This window comes from Sphingobacterium lumbrici (assembly GCF_006476045.1).
In the GTDB taxonomy this organism is placed as follows: domain Bacteria; phylum Bacteroidota; class Bacteroidia; order Sphingobacteriales; family Sphingobacteriaceae; genus Sphingobacterium; species Sphingobacterium lumbrici.
This window is the reverse complement of the sequence record NZ_SRZY01000023.1, coordinates 474929-495630: the sequence shown is the minus strand read 5'-3', so window position 1 is coordinate 495630 and position 20702 is coordinate 474929. Positions and strand designations below refer to the sequence as shown.

Genomic DNA, 20702 nt, shown 5'->3' with positions numbered 1-20702 from the left:
AATGAAGAGAAAATCAAATAATATGAGTCGTTTATTAAAATCCTTATTTCTTATCTTCTTGTTAACGGGTACGGGTTCTATCCATGCACAGACGGGAAAAATAGTGCAAGGTATGCTGAGAGATTCACTTTCGCGAATAGTGGCAGGTGCTTCAGTGTTATTGGTGTCGGATCAAGATTCGTTAGGGACAAGTTCTTCCCAAGCCGGCATATATACATTTAATAATGTAAAGGGTAACCAATTTAAAATTCGGATTGTGAGCTTAGGATTCGAGGCCTTCGAAAAGGAATTTACCTTTCCGATAGGGGAGCAGAAAATGATTATCCCTTCTTTCGAACTCAAAGGGATCCCAAATATGTTGGAGGAAGTGGTTGTTAGTGGTGTGATCACCGTTCAGGTAAAAGGTGATACGGTAGAATACTCAACTAGAGATTTAAAATTAAGAGAAGGTTCAGTAGCAGAAGATGCATTGAAGAAATTGCAGGGAGTAGAAGTCGACAAGGATGGAAATGTTACCGCTCAGGGAGAAGCAATTACAAGAGTGCGTATTAATGGTAAAGATTTCTTTGGCGGTGATGTGAAAACAGCTACTCAAAACTTGCCCGCAAATATCATTGAAAAGATACAAGTGGTAGATGATTATGGGGATATGGCAAATCTTACCGGAAATAGGTCGGGAGAGTCAACGAAGGTGCTGAATATCCAAATTGACCCACAGTATAACAAGGGATATGCTACTACACTTCGCGTTGGTGGGGGTACCGAAGAGCGTTACCAAGCCACAGGAATGGTGATGGGTTTTAGAGATAAGACACAAATTTCCTTCTTAGGCAATCTGAACAATATGAATGCTAGTCTTTTCGACTTCAATTCCATCGGTGGTGGTGCACGTGGTCGCCAAGGTGGTGCAGGTGGCCGCGGAGGTAGTGGAATGTTTGGCGGTTCACAAGGTATTACTAACACTGGATCGGTAGGGCTGAATATGCGTCACGATTTTAGCGATAAGTTAAAAGTTTACGGAAGTTATTCTTTTGGTCGGGATGATAATAATACACTTTCCAATTCTTTTACCGAATACATCGGTCAAGACCTGACTGAGGAATCCGATCAGGATAATAACAGTATTCGTGCGAATCACCGTTTTGAAGGGAATTTGGAATGGAATATTTCAGATAAAGATTACATTAAATTGACACCTCAAATTGCGTTTAACAAGAATCAAACTGATAATCTGTCAAAATCAATTTTTTATAAAGAAAGCTTGTTAGATAATATTCAGGATCAAGCTTCGACAGGCGATGTGAATTCGCCACGATATAACTTTTCGGGCTTATATAATCGAAAATTAAATGACAAGGGTAGAAATTTGTTTTTCAATTTCAACTACGACAATGCGGTAACGAAAAATGAGTTAGACCAGATTTTGGATCGTTTGGTTTATGATCCTGCTAATCAGAATGAGCCGATTAATGAGATTTTTGAACTGACATTACGTGAGATAGAAAATAAGAGTTGGAATGCGGGGGCTACGTTATCCTATATAGAACCGCTAACTGAAAAAAGTAAATTAGAAATATCATATGATGTAAATACAAATGATTATGATAACTCCAATCATCAGAGAGGAGTGGATAAGGATGGTAATCCATTAACTACACCTGGTTTAAACTACGCGTACGATTATGACTATAAGTTTACAACACACCGTGTAGGTGCAAGTTATATGTTTGAAAATGATAAAATTAAATATTCTTTAGGCGCCTCTGTACAACCTTCGCAGTTGAAAGGTGATGCTTTCTCGGCAACGGAAACAGCATTAATTGATCGCTCTAACTTCAATATTATTCCGATCGCTAGATTTGAATATAAGTTCTCTAGGCAGTCTAACTTGACTTTGAATTATTCTGGTCGTTCTTCAGAACCAGGGGTTTCACAAATTCTCCCGTTTGAAGTGTCGACTAATAGAACAAATATTACTATAGGTAATCCGGAATTAGATCCGGAGTTTAGACACTCCATGAATTTACGTTTTCGCTCAGGTGATTTTCAAAAAGGGAAAACATTTTTTGCTACGATTCGGACTGAACTAACACAAGACAGAATCGTATCAATGAATAGGCGCTATACAGTTGAAGGCGATGGTCTATACCAACAGGTAGGTTATAAAAATGAGTCTGATCCTATATATTCAATCAACTCTTTTTATCACTTTGGTAGATCTTTAAAAGAAAAAACATACAATATCATGTACGGTGGTGGAGTGAGTTTCAACAAAGGTATTTCTTATTTGAATACTAGCATTACCGGAGGAGAGTTTCTGAAAGCTGTAACAAACAATATGATAATTAGCCAAATGTTATTCTTTCGCTATAATCCCTCAGAAAATTTAGAAATCAATCCGGGGGTACGTTATGCATACAACATTTCTAATTCTACTTTGCAGGATTTTGAATCACCGAATACTTCTAAGTTAACACCTTCTATTATTGGCTCCGTAAATATTACCCCTACTACAATATTTGGAGCAGATGTGGCCAAAGAGTTTAATAAAGGATATCGTACGAACGCAAATCCTTTTATATTGAATACTTATATAGAGCAAAGGTTTATGAGGGATCAACGTGCGACAATACGTTTGCAGGGCTTTGATTTATTGAACCAACAAACAAATATTGATCGTACTGTGGGTGAGATTTTGACGGATAGCAGAACGAACCGTCTAGCTCGGTATTTCATGCTTACCTTTACTTTCAAGCTGCAAAAGTTTTCGGGTATAGCACCTGATACGGGCAGTTCGTTCCCAGGTGGAATGCGTCGGCCTAGGATGTAATTATGCGCGTGATAACAGGAACGGCTGAAGGGTACTTCGGCCGTTTTGTATTTAATTATGTAGCTTTGCAAACATTTTAATTTCATTTTTGAATGCAGGAATTAAATCTTATCCGATTGGATAACGGAATACGCATATTATTACACCAACAAGATTCTTCGATTACCCACACGTGTATGATCGTGAATGCGGGATCGCGTCATGAGGTGGAGGGAAAGTATGGTGTTGCCCATTTTATTGAACATTTACTGTTTAAACGTACAGAACGACGTTCTACCAATCAAATCTTAAACCGATTAGAACAGGTAGGGGGTGATCTGAATGCTTATACAACCAAAGAATATACCTGTATCCACGCGTCATTTTTGAATCCCTATTTAGAAAGGGCATTGGATTTGTTTGAAGACGTGCTTTTTCATTCTACTTTTCCGGAACATGAAATGGAAAAAGAAAAAGGAGTGATATTGGATGAAATAGCCTCTTATCTAGATAGTCCTGAAGAGTCTATTATGGATGATTTCGAAGACCTACTGTTTGCAAATTCAGGTTTAGGGCATAATATCCTGGGCTTGGAATCTGATCTGAAGAGCATTGCCAAGAAAGACGTTTATGATTTCATGCTTTCTAACTATAATACTGAAGAAATAATTATAGCGGTAGCGGGCAGTTATACCAAATCACAAATGGAACGTGTCGCCAATAAAATCTTTGGTAAGATTAAAAGAAATGTACCGGCTAAGAGAAATGATCTGGTTACGGGTAGTGAATTGAATACGATCGTTGTGCATAAACCAATAAATCAAGCCCATTATATGTTGGGTAAGCAAACATTCGGTATTTATGACGACCGCAAAACGGCCATGTTATTGCTTAACAATATGCTTGGCGGTATTGGAATGAGTTCCATCTTAAATCTTGGAATCCGTGAAAAGCACGGTATTGCCTACACCATTGAATCGAATCTAACACTTTATAGTGATACCGGCAATTTTAGTATCTATCTGGGTACGGATGAGGAGAAGTTAAATAAGGCTGTACGTTTAGTAAAAAAAGAACTTGATACGCTGAAAAGCCAGCCTATCTCAGCCTATCAGTTGCAGCGTGCCAAACAAAAATTCAAGGGGCAGATCGCCCTTGCTGAAGAAAATCGTATGAGTATGATCATTGCCGAAGCGAAAAATATGATCGATTACGATAGAGTCATCTCGCTCGAAGAGGTGTTTTTAAAGATAGATGAAGTGTGTGCAATGGATATCCTCGCTTTATCCCAGGAATTTTTAGACGAGTCAATGATGGCATCCCTGGCTTTTGTGCCTGAGGATTGATAGATTGCACCGTTGTGATTTTTATTTTTTAATTTTGACTTTTTACCTATTAATTTTTTAGATGAAAACAGCATATATTTTTCCTGGGCAAGGTGCTCAGTTTGTAGGAATGGGACAGGATCTTTATGCCTCGAGCGAAGAATCGAAAGCTTTATTTGAGCAGGCAAACGAAATATTAGGATTTCGTATTACGGATATCATGTTTAGTGGAACCGATGAGGATTTGAAACAGACTAACGTTACGCAGCCTGCGATATTCTTACATTCGGTTATCTTAGCCAAAGCTTTGGGAACATCTTTCCAGCCTTCGATGGTGGCCGGACATTCATTGGGTGAGTTCTCTGCTTTAGTCGCTGCAGGCGCATTGTCTTTTGAAGATGGCTTAAAATTAGTGTCGCAACGTGCCAACGCCATGCAGAAAGCGTGTGAGTTAGAACCTTCGACAATGGCGGCAATACTAGGTTTAGACGATGAGACGGTAGAAAAGATCTGCGCGCAGATTGAAGATGTAGTCGTGGCTGCCAATTATAACTGTCCGGGACAGTTGGTGATTTCGGGATCCATAGTTGGCGTTGACAAGGCCTGTGCGTTGTTGACGGAGGCAGGTGCCAAACGTGCACTGAAATTAAATGTCGGCGGTGCTTTCCACTCTCCTTTAATGGAACCTGCGAAAGTAGAATTACAGGCAGCTATTGAGGCCACAGAAATCAAAGCGCCTTCTTGCCCAATTTATCAAAATGTAGATGCTAAACCGTATACCGATCCGACGCAGATAAAAGCTAACCTGATCGCTCAATTGACGGGAGCGGTACGGTGGACGCAAACTGTTCAGCTTATGTTGACAGATGGAGCGGAAGCCTTTGTGGAAGTAGGTCCGGGGAATGTATTACAGGGATTGGTGAAGAAGGTTGACAGACAAGTACAGACATCTTCGGCCTCAGCCTCTTTATAATATCGAGGCTATTTGTCTCTGTATATGTAATAATGATCTTGTATAATCAGGGGTATAAAATCTTCTGGCGCAAGCTGCGATTTTATACCCAACAGGATCTCCACGCGTGTGGCGAGTGCTAAAACAATGCCGTAATTTTTTCGACTTTTTGCCGTTTCAAAAATCTCTTTAATCTGGTTGACATCCTGATCCGTCAGCCTGACTACCTCCGGGTAGGTCACCCGGTGTTCCGCTGTTAGCTCTTCAAACAACGTTACCTTTAAGTTCAGATCTTCCTTAATATTAATTACGGTGGTATCAGCGGCTAAGTCACCAAGTCGTTGGCTATTTTTCGTAAGAATGATACTCAGTATACCCAATCCGCCCATACTTAAAAAGATATCCACGGTATTGCTGATCCAACGGATAAAATATTGATAAAAGGTAGCGCGTGTCCCATCAATCTTTACGACTTTCACTTTCATTAGCCGTTTGCCCGGGGTAGCCAAAACGCTAACTGCCAAACTGATTGCCAAAACAATCAATAGCGAATTCAAGCGGATCCAATTTACACCCGATTTGATGCCTTCCGATGTTACAGGGTCCGCTATTCTGGATTTGAAAACAAATGAATTTGAGTTTAAGAAAGGTCCTATTTTCGGAAACATCGTACTCATCGACGAAATTAATAGGGCTCCTGCCAAGACACAGTCGGCATTATTTGAATGCATGAGCGAAAATCAGGTAACGGTGGATGGACATACCTATCCATTGACTCGCCCTTTTCTTGTTTTTGCTACCCAGAACCCTATCGAGCACGAAGGAACATATCGGTTGCCAGAAGCCCAGTTAGACCGGTTTTTATTTAAAATAGATGTACATATACCCGGTATATGAACAGGAACTCACACGCAACGGGTTACAAGTGGTCTATACCACACCTGAAAGCCTTAGTATCAATGCTGTAAATAAGTATTTAGCAATTAAAGCCAGGGGATTGATATAGATATAGTCAAATCCGTTCTGTAAACAGTGGGATCTCCACAATGCCTAAATACAACCGGTGGTTTCTTGAATCCCTTTTATCAGCTTACAGCGAAGTTGAAAGAAACCAAAAACGTCTTTGTGAAGGGTAAAATCTAAAAGGTCATCATAATAGCCGGCATACTTTATAAGATTCATGTTGGTGTCTAGCGCAGAACGTTTTTATTATTTAGAAATTATTAACTACTATTGCATATTGTAATGCAGATTCTCCCCAAGTGATTGGTCTTATGAAGTATTCCTCTTATACCGATGTTGATTTGACAACTCTTCTTAGCAAGGGTGATCAGGCAGCGTATGTGGAGATTTATGACCGTTTTCAAGGTTTGCTCTTCTTGTACGCATGTAAGGTGACGCAAGATGAGAAAGAAGCGGAAGATATTGTTCAAGAAGTCTTCCTGTATCTCTGGGACAAGCGCTATACCATAGCCATAAACTCTTCGATTGCCGATTATTTGTATGCTGCTGTACGGTTTAAATTTTTCAACCTGCTAGACAAAAAGAAAGTCCGGACGGACTACCAGCAATCGTTGGGCAACTATATGGAGCAGCATGAGTCTATAACGGATTACCTGGTGCGTGAAAAAGAATTGCGCCGCCTGATCGAGGAGGAAGTCGGTCGTCTGCCTGCAAAAATGAGAGAAATCTTTGAATTGAGCCGAAATGAGTACCTGAGTCATCGCGAGATAGCTGAAAAGCTTCAGCTATCCGAAAAGACCGTCAAAAATCAAATTAATAATGCCCTTTCCATTCTACGGAAAAAATTCCCTCCTCCTATTTTGCTGCTCTTCTTTTTTTGATAAAGCGTGGGGCTATGAGCTACATTTTGCCCTACATTAAAAAATATTTTATTTTTATCTGGGCCCTAGCTCTCCCTTAACTTACTTATAGGGGTAAAGTATGATAAACCTTAATAAAGAATGTCGGTAAATAAAGCAGAAGAATTAGTTAACAAGTACGTTGAAGGTACTTGTTCCGATTCGGAGCGCGCGCTTGTTGAAAGCTGGCACTTGCGGGACATTCAAGAAAATAAAACTTTGGTTTCTTCAGAGACGGTGCAGGAAGTGCAAAAACGTATGCGTGTAAAGATATTAATGCATTCTAGCGAAGCGTCTCTGAACAATGAGGTTGTAAGGATGTCTGAAACGAAGAGGGTGCTGCGCTGGTCTCGACTAGTGGCTGCTGCAGTTGTGTTGCTCGTCTGCTCCTTGACAGCGTATCTGTATTTCGATCAATCTAAAAGCCCAAAGTCGGTGGTGCTGGCCGATACAAAGGAAACAAAGGATATTCAGGCTGTAGACAATAAAGCGATCTTAACGTTAGAGGACGGTAGTCTGGTGGAGCTGGGGGAGAACCAAAAAGGAATCGTAATGAATGCGGACTCGATAAGTTATGAAGATGGTGTTCGTGTGTATGCCAATTCATCTGTTCTTAAGAGAATTGAGGGTGCATTAAAAACGCAACTTTTTACCACAGGGCCTTTGCTGACTTTAAGTACGCCAAAGGGGAGCCAGTACCATGTTACGTTTTCGGATGGGACTAAGATCTGGTTGAACAGCCAGAGTTCTGTCCGCTATCCGAGGTCTTTTGAAAAGAATTTTCGCGAAATTGAAGTGTTGAGAGGAGAGGTTTACCTAGAGGTGGCTCATAATCCAAAGGCCCCATTTGTCGTTAACGTCAATGGACAGGAGATTGAAGTGTTGGGGACATCCTTTAATATTAATGCATACTCACCAACGAATACAATAACAACTTTAGTCAATGGATTGGTGAAAATAAATAGTTTGAAGACTAAGGATAATCTGGTGTTAAATCCAGGCGAAGAAGCTATTTCTGATGGAGATAGAATGTTTAAAAGAGAGGCCAACTTGAATGCTGTAACCGCGTGGAAAGAAAACTTCTTTTATTTTAAAAATGAATCCATAGAAAATGTGTTGAAACAGGTTACCCAGTGGTATGGTGTATCGATAAAGTATACCAGTTCCTTAGAAAAATTGAGGATAGGTGGTTTTATTTCCAGAACGAACTCTTTGAAGGAGCTTTTGGAGCTATTGGAAGAGGTGGGGGATTTTTCCCTGGAACTGAAAGACAATACGGTGATTGTAGCCGATCACAAGTAGTTTTGGCGGCTGCCGTTTAGGAGGGGGAGACCTAATAAAATGAACATAATTAATAATAAAATAAAGTATGAAAATCAGGAATTTCTTAAGATTATTAGCAGTCGTATCGATACTCGTGTGGAGTGTAACTGATAGTGTTGCGCAATCCAACAAATTTGTCAAAATTGATTCAACAGCGGAATCTTTTCACAATCCTACTGCTATTGCCGCGCGTAAAGAAGCTGCATTGAGAGGATTAACTAATATCAAAGAAGCGAGCGAAGACTTCAAAGAAGCAGTGAATGAGGCTGCAGCAGATAAAGACTTTAAATTGGCGGAACAAGAGTATTACACAGCGGAATATATAAAAATCCCATTTGAACAATTTGTGGAATTAACTAGAGATATTTCCGGAAAATGGATGTACGAATCTTATTTAGACCGGGGGTATAATAAGAAGGTCATGGTGCTTCGCGAAGGGACTCCTGAAGAGCAGGAAGCAAAACGAGCTGAGTTAAAAGGATATTTTATGCCTAGAGGTAGTATGGGGCAGAATAACAAAGAGGTCAATCTATTGGTAGGAAAACCTGCGCCGGATTTTACAGTGAAAACACTCGATGGTAAAGAGGTGAGTATTAAAAGCCTCAAAGGAAAGGTCGTGGTATTGAACTTCTGGTTTACACAATGTACACCTTGTATTAAAGAAATTCCGGAATTGAATGCGATCGCGGACAAGTATAAAGGTAGTAACGATATTGTGTTCTTGGCACCTGATATTCGTGATGAGACGACAAAAGAGGATGTCGAGAAATTCGTAAAAAGGGTGCCTTTCTCTTACCAAGTGGCATTAGGAGGAAGGGAAGCATCCTTGTTGTATGATGCAAAGGTCGCGCCTGCAAATTTTGTAATAGACAAAGAGGGAATTATTCGTATGGGCTGGGTAGCGGTAAATCCTTTCTCTATTAAGGAGATGGATGAATTGCTTCCTAAGCTGCTAAAATAAAAATACTTACACTTAATTTGTAATCGCTCAGGAGCGAACACTGACTAAAAGAGCTTGGAGCTGAGACTACAAATGAATTTTTAACCAATACGTATTATGCTAATAAGACAAGTTATACTAGCCACTTTGTTCATGATGTCCATGATGGACTTTGCACAAGCGCAGGCAGTTAGTGATAGCAAAGGTAACTCGACATCGCAAGCTATTGATAACGAGAAAATCGAAGCAAATAAAAAGAAATATTTGACCGGATTGCGAAAAATTGAGTCTGATGCCGATTTGAAACGTGCTGAAGCGCTGACGGAAGCTAAGGGTGTTACGAAATATGATATTTTGTATTTAGGAGAAGATTATAAAAGCATCCACAATACGACGTTCAGCAATTTCATAGAATATGGAGGGTACCAATGGGCTGCAGATGTGTATGTTAACGATGATTTTGTAATTGCTGCCAAGGTGATCCGTAAGGGTACACAAGCTGATAAAGATAAGGCTATCGCCACGTTGCGGGCTTTGGTAGAAGAGGTAACGCCTCAAAGTATAGAACGGGAAAAAATCATTGCTTCGCAATTGGGAAAGCCGGCACCTTTCTTTTCTGTGACTGACGTGGATGGTGTAAAGTATGATCTTAACGAGTTGAGGAGTAAAGTCGTGGTATTGAATTTTTGGTTTATTGGTTGCGGTCCCTGTAAAAAGGAAATGCCGGAATTAAATAAGATGGTGGAAAAATACAAAGGTAAGGATGTGGTATTTCTCGCTTTTGAGGTCAATAATAATACAGCAGATAAAATAAAGGCTGTAACAAAAGACTCATTCCATTTTACGCAGATTCCAAGTAGACGTGGAGAGATTAGTGAACAATACAAAATTAAGACTTATCCTACTTCTTACGTAATTGACCAATCGGGTATTATTCGTTTTGGATTAGCCGCTTACAATCCATTCAAGTTACCTGAAATGGATATGACAATCGAGAACCTATTAAAGAACAAAAATACAAAGTAATTGCTTGATGTGATTGAGCTGATCATTGAAAATTATACGATACGATTATGAAATTAATATATATATATATTAGTGCAGTGGGTATTTTCTTAAGCTTAACGTCAGTGGCGCAAGATAGATCTATTGTCTTTGAAACAGGTAGTTGGGAAGAAATCAAAGCGAAGGCCGCTAAAGAGAAAAAGCCAATTTTTATGGATGCTTTTACCACTTGGTGCGGCCCTTGTAAGAAGATCGCAGCTGAAGTATTCACGAGAAATGAAGTTGCTGATTACTTTAATGCCAATTTTATCAACGCTAAAATTGATATGGAAAAGGGGGATGGGCCGGCACTGGCCAAGCTTTATAGTATTAAGGCATACCCTTCCTTGTTGTTTATTGATGGAGAAGGTAAGCTGATTAATAAGCGTGAGGGTGCATTGGATGCGGCGACTTTTCTAGACTTTGGAAAAAAATCCTCCTCTGGAGAAGCTATGGAATACCTCGTTTCGGAATATAAGAATGGGAATAGAGATTTCGAGTTTATGAAGAAATATCTGCTGCGTGTGGAAGGTCTTCGTCAGAATATAGGAGTGGTTGTTGATGAATATTTTCAGCAATTGCCGCAGTCTAAATGGAACGATGAAGGTAGTTGGTATTTCATAAGCCGTTATGTTAGGAGTGAAGATTCTCCGGTTTTTAAGTTTATTGTTAAAAACCAGGCTGCCTTTGATCAGAAATATACGGCAGATGTCGTTGCTGATTATATGGTCAGTGTTTACCGTAATTCAATCCATAAAGCTGCGAACAGTGTATTTGCGGCGGAGGATCTTGCGGATTTAAAAGCGGAGTTTGCTGCATCGGATTTCCGGGAAAAGGAGCGACTAATCATGCAATGTGACGCAATCATCGCAGATATAAATGGAGATAAGAAAACTTATGTGGATTTGATGCAGGTGATGTTTACGAAATATCCTGATCCTAATTTGGAATTTCATATTAACTATATGAACGAGGTTTGTCGCAAATTGCTAAAATATGCTAGGGATCCTTATGTTTTGAATAAAGCAGCGGAAATAGCTTCGGTAGCAATGAAGTATGAGAATGCTTATTTTATGGATGCGTATGCCTGTCTCTTGGTTGAAATCGGGGAAATCGACAAAGCTATTGAGGTAGAGGAAAAAGCGATCGCTTTGTTGCGAATAAAACCGAGTGCACAGTATCCAATTTCAGCATTTGAAGGCCAGATTGCGAAATTTAAGCGTAGAAAGGCTTTGTAAAAAGCAAGGGAAAGGATTTTGTCGTGAGTCTCCGATTTTCGGCAAAAGAGGTGTGAAGTTATTGTGTTAGAAAGATAGAAAGTGCCAATTATTATGATGTAACCTTTTCTCGCTGCATTATTCCGGTTGGATATGTGTGACTCCTTGGGGAAGGAGAGGTGTATTTAGATTTGAAAACAATAATCAATTAAATTATGAATATAAAATTACATTTTATCAGTTTGTTGCTGATTCCTTTATTTGGGATGACTGCTTTTGGACAAGTGTCCCTTAATAAAAGGAATGCTTCTTTGGAAGAAGTGCTACTTGAAATAAAGAAGCAGACGGGGTATGATATCGTTTACAATGAAAGTCATATCAAAGATGCAGGTAAAGTTACCGTCGATTTGAAAAATGTGACGCTTGAAGCTGCATTGAGCCAGATTTTGAAAGAAAAAAATCTGGACTACTCTTTTAGAGGGAATGCAGTAATTATCAAATCACCGCTTGTAACGGAAACAGAATCTCCTAGGCAACAGGAAAGAGGTGGTCATATTGAGGGAGAAGTCGTCGATGAGCAGGGGAATAAGTTGAGTGGTGTCACGCTGTCTATCCTTAATACAAAGACTAAAGTAGTCTCAGAATTGGATGGAAAGTTCAAAATGAATATTATGGATCCTAAAGAAGATATGGTCATATCTCTATTAGGTTTCCATCCTGTTCGGTTCCGTGCGAGCACTGTATTCTCTGTCAAAATTGGACAGAAGATCGAAATTGGAAACGGTTGGTTATACCGCAGTTTGGAGAATAAGATGATCGTCACGATGAAGATGAGCAGTGATGAGCTAGAGGAAGTCATCGTGAATACAGGGATTTTCGAAATGAACAAAGAAATCTTTACCGGAGCGACACGCAGTTTTTCGGGAAAAGAATTACGCAATGCCAGTAGACAGAATATTTTGGAAGGATTGAATATGCTGGATCCATCCTTTAAGATCATTAGAAATAATGAGCTTGGATCAGATCCGAATCAATTGCCTCAAGTAGAGATTCGTGGAAGCAGAAGTGTACCGTTGCCTACTGGAAGCCAATACAGCCAGCAACTGAAGTTGGAGTATGAGCAAGATCCAAATCAGCCCTTATTTATATTGGATGGTTTTGAAACTACGTTAGCTACGATTGTGGGGCTAGATGTAAACCGTATCGCTAGTCTGACCTTGCTGAAGGATGCAGCCTCAACAGCGCTGTATGGTTCACGCTCGGCGAACGGGGTCGTGGTCGTGGAGACGATTCGCCCTACACCTGGAGATCTTCGCGTGTCTTACAACGCTACCTCTACCATCGCTATGCCGGATCTGACTAGTTATAATATGATGAATGCGGCAGAGTTGCTGAAATTTCAGGAATTGACCTCAATGGACAATGGTCCAGGTCCTTTTGCGAGGGATTGGGCCGTTGGACGTAATCTGGTAATCCCTGAACTAAAGCATAGCTTTCGAGAAAATGCGGTATTGAGTGGGGTTGATGAAGATTGGAAAAAAGTGCCACTCCAGACTTCTACCGTATTGAATCATGCTTTGTCTGTCATGGGGGGAGATAATTTTTTCAGTTATAACATAGGTCTTACCGCAGGTAGTAACGTTGGTGTGATGAAGGGTGCTGAGAATAAAAATAAGTCGGGCTATGCGAATCTCTCCTATCGAAAAGGGAAATTGAATATATCGAACAACTTAACGATTTCAGGAGAGAACAGAGAAGGAAGTCCTTATGGTACATTTACCCAATACGTAAGAATACCGCCTTATTATGTGGTTAATAATAGCATGCGGTATCTGGAGCAGCACTACGCGGAGTATTATAACGCGCGTGGTGAGCTATCTGCTCGGGATTATACCTATGCTAACCCGTTGTACAATGCTAATCTACCCTATAAAAATACCGTGACCGGGTTGACCATCGCAAATAACCTAATGGCTAACTGGGATGTATTGCCTTTTATGCGTTTATCTACGGGGATTCAGTATAGCAAGTCAACAGGTCAGTCCGATTTCTTTACCTCTCCGCTGAATACTATATTTGATACCAAAATCGATGCAGAACGAGGTACCTATGAGTATAACAGTTCCAGTGCGGAGTCTTTTAGATATTTTCTTGCAGGTAATTTAAGGAAGATATTTGCCTCAAAACATATCGTAAATATGAACTTGCGTGGCGATATAGGACAAAGAAAGAGTGATCGGCTATCCATGTCAGCCGTAGGTTTTGCAAGTACGGCCGAGCCGCTTATTTACTTAGCAAGAAGTTATAGACCCAATAGTAAACCGGGAGGGTCTACAGCAGAAAGTAACTCTATAGCGGTAATTGGTTCTATGAACTATTCGTATGATATGCGCTATAACTTGGATTTTTCGTATAACCTATCCGGGACGAGCAATTTTGGTAGTGATAATCCTTACCAATCTTTTTATGCCGTTGGTGCAGGATGGAATATCAGCAAAGAGGCATTCCTTGCCAATTCAGATGTGGTAGACTATTTGAACTTATCGGCCAACTTCGGTTTGACGGGTAATCAAAATGCGGGAAACTTTGGCTCGCGGAGTACGTATATTTTGAATAATGATCCAAGCTTCTTTGGGGAGGCTTACCAATTCAATGGATTAGGAAATCCTAATCTTGAGTGGACGAAGACGTACAACCTGAGTTATATGCTATCCGGGAAATTTTTCAAGAAGCTGTCCGTGTCGCTAAGCGGTTACCGGAATGTGACCGACCCATTGATTGTGGCGATTCCGCTACCATTGTCTGTCGGTTTGCCTGAAGGGATTCCGAAGAATATCGGAAAGCTAACTTCTACAGGCCTGGAGTTTATTGCTGATATCCGCTTGAAGAATACGAGGGATTGGACCGTCAACCTCGGCATTAATACACCGCTTTTCTACAAGAGTGAATACAGTGGCTTAGGGGACCAATTGGATAAGTTTAATGATATCGCCCGCGGTAATAATTTCTTGCAACGTTATACAGATGGTTCTAGTCCGGATGATGTATGGGCCGTACGTTCTTTAGGAATTGGGCAAGCAAGGGGTTTTGAGGTGTTCTTAGATAAAGACGGCAATTACACCTACTTGTTTGATAAAAACAATGAAGTGGCTATCGGAACTAGTAGGGCGATGACACAGGGGAATATTAACCTAAGTGTGCGCTACAAACGATTTACGATAGCGATGTATAGTCGCTATGTAGTACAGGAGATGAAATTCAACAAAGCGCTTTACAATAAAGTGGAGAATATTGGTGCTGCTGATATCGAGTCTAACCAAGATAAGAGGGCGCTGTATGTGCGTTGGAAAGAAATCGGTGATGATGCTTCTTTCTTAGGTATCTCTAATACAACACTAGGAATGTCTTCACGATTCTTACAAAAGGAAAATGCGTTTTATGTAGACGGATTGAATTTTAACTACGACCTAGTCGATCAATATTCGGAGGGTTTGAAAGCACGATTGCGAAAAAAACTGGGCTTGCAGACACTTGGTTTTGGACTTACAACGACGAATATATTTAAGTTCCAACTGTCTAACGTAAGAATGGAAAGAGGTTTAGATTTTCCATTTCAACGTAGTGTAACCTTTAATATGAATCTAACTTTTTAGTAACGTCATGAAAAAATTAAAAATTAATAAAAGGCTGTTTAAATTCGCTTTAGCTGCTGTACTGCTTCTGCAAACAGTAGCTTGTGATAAATTTTTGGAAGTGCAGCCGCGGGATTATATGTTTGAAAAGGAAGCTTTCTCAACAGAAAAGGGGGTGGAAGCGACCTTAAATGCTCTTTATCAGTCTTTAGCCGAAGCGCAGCTTTACGGCGATCAGATGACGCTGAATATGATCGAGCAGTTCGGTCAATATTATTATGCCCAAGGATTTGGGGCACAAGCTTACTTGAAAGATTTCAACTATACGCAAGCGTCCGTAAAGTCGCTGGTGACGAATGTATGGAAAGGAGCTTACCGAAGCTTACTTGGTGTAAATAATTTTTGTGATAAACTAAGCGAGCCCGGCTTTGATGTATTAAACCGGGAAAAACAGGACATCTTATTGGGTGAGGCTCACGCCATACGTGCTTTTCTTCATTTTGATCAATTGCGCTTGTTTGGACCAGTGTACCAGAAGGATCCGGATGCCCTATCGATTCCTTATATACGGAGTGCAACAGCTGTAGCTCAGCCACTATTACCAGCTAATGAGGTGATTGTGGAGATCATGAAAGATCTGACCACAGCTATGACACTGCTGGACAAAGACCCCGTACGTACTACAGGTGCAAACCGAATCGGACAATCCGAATCAGGTGCAGGGGTTGACTATATGTCAAATCGCCACCGACGCTTTAATTACTTTGCCGTGAAAGCACTGGCCGCCAGGGTATTGCTTTATGCGGGAATGAAAGCAGAAGCCTGGGAAGCGGTATCTTCTGTTATGGAAGCGCACGAAGGTTTCTTCCCTTGGTTGACCGAACTGGAATTTGCCAGGGATCCTTTATTGAGTAAAGAATCGTTCTTCGGAATTGAAAATAAAAGGATGTACGAGATCTACCGGGATCGTTTTAGCCCTTTGGTGAAAGACGAAGATATATTTGCGGTACTGCCGGCACGATTGAATATGTTATATGATCCGGCTTCAACGGACTTAAGACTCAAATATTGGTTTAAAGCTGGTACAGAGGGGAACAAGTCTTACCAAGTATTGGTCAAACAAAGTGAGGGGGTAATCAATGACGAAGGGGTACGTTACTATCAGCCGTTGATTCGTAAATCTGAACTATATCTGATTGCAGCTGAAACATCACCTGTGCTAGAGCAGGGCTATGGATATCTGAACAAGCTCCGCTTGGCGAAGGGATTGGCACCAATAGCGTACAATGCACAGAGCAGCGCAACGGCACTACTCAACGTTGTACGTGATGAATATCAGCGCGAATTTATCGGAGAAGGCCAGGTGTTCTTTTTGTTTAAACGCCTCAATATGCCTACGATTCCGGCGGTGACGGGTGTCGGATCGGTGTCGATGAATGATGCGAAATATATTGTACCTCTACCAGAAGATGAGGCGTTTTATAGGTAATATTTAGTGATACTTAAGAAGATAGTTTTATGAATACTATAAAAAAATTAAAAAACAGCTATAGCGGCTTATTATTAGTAATGGCCACTGTGTTTGCCTTGACCGCTTGTAAGAAAGAGGAGCCTGCAAAGTACTCCGGAGATAATTTTGTCTATTTCATGAATCAAGCTGTATTAAATCCAAACTCGGCAACGGTTAGAAATTTCTACAAAGATGTAGTCGAATTTTCTTATTTGACACCGCTGAATCAGGTCGAGTCTATGGTGTTTAATAAACCGGGTTCCGGTAGTTTTCCACTTTTGCTACAAGCGGATGGCAGAATCTCTTCCGAAAACAGGAAGGTGATTGTCCAAGTAGAAGGTGATGGTCAGGAATATTGTATCCTGCCACATCCGGACTCTATTTTCATCCCGGCAAATGAGATTCAGTTCAGTCTGAATATGGAGTTGGTACGCCCTCCACTAACGGATACAAGTACCAAAACTATTACGCTGTACCTGAGAAATTCGGATGATTTTTCTCCAGAGAGTCATGTCTGGAACAAGGTGACCTATAAGTTTGGAAATCTGTTTGTACTACCGCAGTTCTATGTACAGATAGAACCCGTTTACGGTGAATATTCCCCAGCTAAGCTATATGCGATATATGAAGCTGTGCATCGCAAAGGTGTGGATTATTGGAAAGACGATGCTGATGTAATCGCATTGAATACTTGGCTTACGTCAAGGAATCAAATACTTGTGGGTTTTGAGCCTTTTACGCTCCTTGATCTGTATTATTTCCTGAATCTGGTAAATTATGCGAGGACTTGGGCAAGGGCGGGTACGCCACAGCGTATTGCGTTTGATAGCTTAACAAACAGAATAATAGCATTGACTAAGGAACTGATGATCGAAAGAAAAAATGCCGGCACGCCAATAGTGGATGCATCGGGTGCGGAAATCAGTTTCCCTTAAAATTTGACAGACTAAATTTTTATTTTAATAATATTTTAGATAATGAAAGGTATATCATTTAATTTGGAAAGTCCTATATCGCTTGTGGGACTGTTATTTTCCTGCTGCTTGACCTTCTTTTTGGTAGGCTGTGAACAGGATTTAATTGGCGAAGGAGATTACGATCCGAAAGAGTTGACTGTTACTGTGCCGGAGGGGATTACCACGGTGATGATGGGTTTGGAGGGTGTAGAGCCTATAAAACCGATGATTAAGTTTAGAGGTGAAACAGTAGATATTAACTCGGATAAGTTCTCTTTTCTGTGGACGAGTCTTCATGACCAAGATACATTGACCGATAATCCGGTACTTACCTATCAAAATCTGGTAACACAGGATACAACGTTGATATCGTATATGTTGACCGTGAAGGAAAAAAGTACAGGGCTATCGGCCAAGACGACAGGCTCTATTTTCATTACTACACCGACAAAAGAAGGTTGGATGTTGCTGGGTGAGAAAGCGGGTACATCCACGGTCAGTATGTTGACTTATCGCCCCGAAGGGTATAAGAAGTTTATCGATATCGGGGCAGAACTTGGGATTAATCTGCCTTTAGCAGGTAAGCCTGTTTCTATCGCTGCATTGGGTACGGAGCAATCCTTTACGGATGGCAAGTACCAATTTATAGGAATTGTAACCGATCAGGAAGTGAAAATCGCGCGTGCACTTGATCTTATGGTGAATCAAGCAGCGTCACAGTTTGTAACCACGACTTTAGCACCTACGCCGACAACGCCTATTCTATTGGAAACCAGTGGTGCCTCTACATTTATTGCTCATAAAGGAAATGATGCTAATCGTTTTGATTTGCGTGCTTTGATAAGCTTTAAGCAATATGCCATAAGGTATTTGAATTCGTATACACCAACTGCGCTTGCTAATCCAAGGTTTACAGGCCCTAAATCTACATTCACAATCCCCGAAAACTCCTCAAAACCACCTGAATTGACTCGTCTGATCTTTAATGAGGATGCGGGAGTATTTGTTAGTTCGGCACCGACTGCCGCTTCAAACACTAACTTTGTGCTACCATTGCCAATCTCTTTGAATGGCTTTAAAGTGGTAACAATAGGTACTAAAAGGGGTGCTACTCAGGACGATATTACGGCATTGCTTCATAATCCGGCTACGCAAGAAAGCTACTTGCTTCAATTTTTATCCAATAAGATTGTCAAGAGATTTGTGCCAGTCCCTTATATACATGTCGAAGATATGCTGACGTCCAAATTTGTCGAAATCGACCACGATGCCAATTACTTCATCTATACCAAAGGGGCAGACATTATGGGTTATGACTATAATGCCGGGATAACGGTCAACTTGTTGAATGTCGGCAGTGAGGAAATCAGTTATATCAAACTGACACAGTATATTCCACAGACAAGTAAGGTGGTGGGTAGAGCGGACCTCTACAGTCAATTGTTGAAAAAATTGGTGGTATGTACTTATGATCCTGCAAATCCCAATACGAGTGGAATCTTTAGGTTATTCAGTATTCCATTGGGTAACCAGCAGTTGGTAAAAGAGGTAGAAGAAACTGGCTTTCCTAAGTTAGTTAGTGCTACTTTCTCAACCATACCTTAGTAGTATAGTATATATAACACAAAAAAAGGCTCAAAGAACAATAAGTTTCTTTGAGCCTTTTTTTTATCAATCCGTTTTAAGATTAAATTCCAAATGCCCCTTTGATTTTGTCTACGTAATCCAATTTCTCCCAGGTAAACAGGTCTACTTCTAGTGTCTTTGTCTCTCCGTTGGAATTTTCGAAAGTCTTCGTTACGGTTTGTGGCGTTCTGCCCATGTGACCGTATGCGGCTGTTTCCGAATAGATTGGATTGCGTAACCCCAAACGCGTCTCAATTCCGTAAGGCGTCATATCGAATATCTCTGAAATCTTTTTTGCGATTTCACCATCGGATAACCCTATTTTACTTGTACCGTAGGTATTAACATAGATACCCATTGGATCTTTTACACCGATAGCATAGGAAATTTGTACCAATAGTTCATCAGCAACTCCTGCTGCGACCAGGTTTTTTGCAATATGTCGTGTAGCATAAGCAGCAGAGCGGTCTACTTTTGATGGATCTTTTCCGGAAAAAGCACCACCGCCGTGGGCCCCTTTACCGCCGTAGGTATCCACAATGATCTTACGACCTGTAAGTCCTGTATCCCCATGTGGTCCACCAATGACAAACTTGCCCGTGGGGTTAATATGGTATTTGATATCCTCGTTAAATAATACCTGTAATTCTGGTTTTAGCTGAGCTTTTACGCGAGGTATTAAGATTGTCTTGATATCTTCAGCAATCTTTTGTTGCATTTCTTCTTCTGATGCAAAATCATCATGCTGTGTAGAAATTACAATTGTATCGATGCGTTGGGGTTTGTGATCGTCGTTGTACTCCAGTGTCACTTGAGATTTGGCATCGGGACGTAAATAGGTTATTTCCTTATTTTCACGTCTCAATGCAGCTAATTCATATAGCAGGCGGTGTGATAAATCTAATGCTAGCGGCATCAGATTTTCTGTTTCATTATTGGCATAGCCAAACATGATCCCTTGGTCGCCTGCTCCTTGTTCCTGCCTCGTAACACGGTCTACACCCTGATTGATGTCGGCCGACTGTTCATGAATGGCTGAAAGCACACCACAGGAGTTGGCTTCAAACATATATTCCGACTTTGTGTATCCGATACGCTCGATCACCGAACGTGTTATTTTTTGAACGTCCAGATAAATTTTTGATTTTACCTCACCCGCCAACACCACTTGTCCGGTCGTTACCAATGTTTCTATAGCGACACGAGCATCTTCATCCCATGCTAAGAAATTGTCGATTAGCGCATCTGAAATTTGATCTGCAATTTTATCCGGATGCCCTTCAGATACCGATTCGGAAGTGAATAAATACGCCATATTTAAAGAAATTATGATTTACCGAAGATGCTTCTAGATAAGAAGTGGAAAAACTTTTAGTTTCGAAAGGTTTTAGCACTTTTTTTCTGTGGTTGCAATCTCCCATTTACATCAGAAGTGTAAAATGCAAATCAGTCCACATTTTTGTCGGTGCAAAGCTACAACTCTTTCGCTATTATAAAAAGATAAAT

General features: G+C 40.6%; 15 protein-coding genes. 13 read left to right on the top strand and 2 right to left on the bottom strand.

Features of this window, described 5'->3' with window-relative positions:
- The first annotated feature begins 1 nt into the window (after position 1).
- The 3 genes from E4F24_RS07540 to fabD all read left to right on the top strand — a co-directional run bounded on the left by E4F24_RS07540 (position 2) and on the right by fabD (position 5107).
- Positions 2 to 2830 carry an outer membrane beta-barrel protein gene (locus tag E4F24_RS07540; RefSeq protein ID WP_235891172.1) on the top strand — a complete coding sequence of 943 codons (2829 nt, stop codon included), beginning with the start codon at positions 2 to 4 and terminating at the stop codon, positions 2828 to 2830.
- A gap of 92 nt (positions 2831 to 2922) precedes the next feature.
- Positions 2923 to 4155: a M16 family metallopeptidase gene (locus E4F24_RS07535; protein ID WP_140938069.1), complete on the top strand. Its 1233-nt coding sequence runs from the start codon at positions 2923 to 2925 to the stop codon at positions 4153 to 4155.
- A 61-nt stretch (positions 4156 to 4216) separates the two neighbouring features.
- A complete protein-coding gene (gene fabD, locus E4F24_RS07530) occupies positions 4217 to 5107 on the top strand; it encodes an ACP S-malonyltransferase (RefSeq protein WP_140938068.1) in 891 nt (296 codons plus the stop codon).
- Between the two features lie 8 nt (positions 5108 to 5115).
- Here the strand turns inward: fabD and E4F24_RS07525 are convergent, their stop codons facing one another.
- Positions 5116 to 5595 (bottom strand): RDD family protein, encoded by a 480-nt coding sequence (locus tag E4F24_RS07525; RefSeq protein ID WP_235891175.1) that lies wholly within the window; start codon positions 5593 to 5595, stop codon positions 5116 to 5118.
- Here E4F24_RS07525 and E4F24_RS07520 point away from each other — a divergent pair.
- The 10 genes from E4F24_RS07520 to E4F24_RS07475 all read left to right on the top strand — a co-directional run bounded on the left by E4F24_RS07520 (position 5579) and on the right by E4F24_RS07475 (position 19175).
- Positions 5579 to 5983: an AAA family ATPase gene (locus E4F24_RS07520; protein WP_449448568.1), complete on the top strand. Its 405-nt coding sequence runs from the start codon at positions 5579 to 5581 to the stop codon at positions 5981 to 5983. The genes E4F24_RS07525 and E4F24_RS07520 overlap by 17 nt on opposite strands.
- Positions 5984 to 6360: 377 nt before the next feature.
- Entirely contained in the window at positions 6361 to 6930 is a 570-nt protein-coding gene (locus E4F24_RS07515; protein WP_140938067.1) for an RNA polymerase sigma-70 factor, read from the top strand.
- 120 nt (positions 6931 to 7050) lie between these two features.
- On the top strand, positions 7051 to 8250 hold the full coding sequence (locus E4F24_RS07510; RefSeq protein ID WP_140938066.1) for a FecR family protein: 1200 nt from the start codon (positions 7051 to 7053) through the stop codon (positions 8248 to 8250).
- Between the two features lie 67 nt (positions 8251 to 8317).
- Complete coding sequence (locus tag E4F24_RS07505; RefSeq protein WP_140938065.1) at positions 8318 to 9232, top strand: TlpA family protein disulfide reductase; 915 nt, start codon at positions 8318 to 8320, stop codon at positions 9230 to 9232.
- 96 nt (positions 9233 to 9328) lie between these two features.
- On the top strand, positions 9329 to 10237 hold the full coding sequence (locus E4F24_RS07500) for a TlpA family protein disulfide reductase (protein ID WP_140938064.1): 909 nt from the start codon (positions 9329 to 9331) through the stop codon (positions 10235 to 10237).
- 47 nt (positions 10238 to 10284) lie between these two features.
- On the top strand, positions 10285 to 11493 hold the full coding sequence (locus E4F24_RS07495) for a thioredoxin family protein (RefSeq protein WP_140938063.1): 1209 nt from the start codon (positions 10285 to 10287) through the stop codon (positions 11491 to 11493).
- A gap of 194 nt (positions 11494 to 11687) precedes the next feature.
- A complete protein-coding gene (locus tag E4F24_RS07490) occupies positions 11688 to 15125 on the top strand; it encodes a SusC/RagA family TonB-linked outer membrane protein (protein ID WP_140938062.1) in 3438 nt (1145 codons plus the stop codon).
- 7 nt (positions 15126 to 15132) lie between these two features.
- Entirely contained in the window at positions 15133 to 16593 is a 1461-nt protein-coding gene (locus E4F24_RS07485; RefSeq protein WP_140938061.1) for a RagB/SusD family nutrient uptake outer membrane protein, read from the top strand.
- A gap of 29 nt (positions 16594 to 16622) precedes the next feature.
- The gene (locus tag E4F24_RS07480) at positions 16623 to 17549 is read left to right on the top strand and encodes a hypothetical protein (RefSeq protein ID WP_140938060.1); all 927 of its coding nucleotides are present in this window, start codon (positions 16623 to 16625) and stop codon (positions 17547 to 17549) included.
- A 42-nt stretch (positions 17550 to 17591) separates the two neighbouring features.
- Positions 17592 to 19175, top strand: a complete 1584-nt coding sequence (locus E4F24_RS07475) for a hypothetical protein (protein WP_140938059.1) — start codon at positions 17592 to 17594, stop codon at positions 19173 to 19175.
- An 82-nt stretch (positions 19176 to 19257) separates the two neighbouring features.
- Here E4F24_RS07475 and metK read toward each other — a convergent pair whose 3' ends face one another.
- Positions 19258 to 20511 (bottom strand): methionine adenosyltransferase, encoded by a 1254-nt coding sequence (gene metK, locus E4F24_RS07470; protein ID WP_140938058.1) that lies wholly within the window; start codon positions 20509 to 20511, stop codon positions 19258 to 19260.
- Positions 20512 to 20702: the final 191 nt, after the last annotated feature.

What these genes read in the sequence shown, in the direction of transcription:
- E4F24_RS07515 (WP_140938067.1), top strand. Translation starts at nt 6,361, where the DNA reads ATGAAGTATTCCTCTTATACCGATGTTGATTTGACAACTCTTCTTAGC.
- E4F24_RS07505 (WP_140938065.1), top strand. Translation starts at nt 8,318, where the DNA reads ATGAAAATCAGGAATTTCTTAAGATTATTAGCAGTCGTATCGATACTC.
- E4F24_RS07490 (WP_140938062.1), top strand. Translation starts at nt 11,688, where the DNA reads ATGAATATAAAATTACATTTTATCAGTTTGTTGCTGATTCCTTTATTT.
- metK (WP_140938058.1), bottom strand. Translation starts at nt 20,511, where the DNA reads ATGGCGTATTTATTCACTTCCGAATCGGTATCTGAAGGGCATCCGGAT.
- fabD (WP_140938068.1), top strand. Translation starts at nt 4,217, where the DNA reads ATGAAAACAGCATATATTTTTCCTGGGCAAGGTGCTCAGTTTGTAGGA.
- E4F24_RS07500 (WP_140938064.1), top strand. Translation starts at nt 9,329, where the DNA reads ATGCTAATAAGACAAGTTATACTAGCCACTTTGTTCATGATGTCCATG.
- E4F24_RS07510 (WP_140938066.1), top strand. Translation starts at nt 7,051, where the DNA reads ATGTCGGTAAATAAAGCAGAAGAATTAGTTAACAAGTACGTTGAAGGT.
- E4F24_RS07475 (WP_140938059.1), top strand. Translation starts at nt 17,592, where the DNA reads ATGAAAGGTATATCATTTAATTTGGAAAGTCCTATATCGCTTGTGGGA.
- E4F24_RS07480 (WP_140938060.1), top strand. Translation starts at nt 16,623, where the DNA reads ATGAATACTATAAAAAAATTAAAAAACAGCTATAGCGGCTTATTATTA.
- E4F24_RS07540 (WP_235891172.1), top strand. Translation starts at nt 2, where the DNA reads ATGAAGAGAAAATCAAATAATATGAGTCGTTTATTAAAATCCTTATTT.
- E4F24_RS07495 (WP_140938063.1), top strand. Translation starts at nt 10,285, where the DNA reads ATGAAATTAATATATATATATATTAGTGCAGTGGGTATTTTCTTAAGC.
- E4F24_RS07485 (WP_140938061.1), top strand. Translation starts at nt 15,133, where the DNA reads ATGAAAAAATTAAAAATTAATAAAAGGCTGTTTAAATTCGCTTTAGCT.
- E4F24_RS07535 (WP_140938069.1), top strand. Translation starts at nt 2,923, where the DNA reads ATGCAGGAATTAAATCTTATCCGATTGGATAACGGAATACGCATATTA.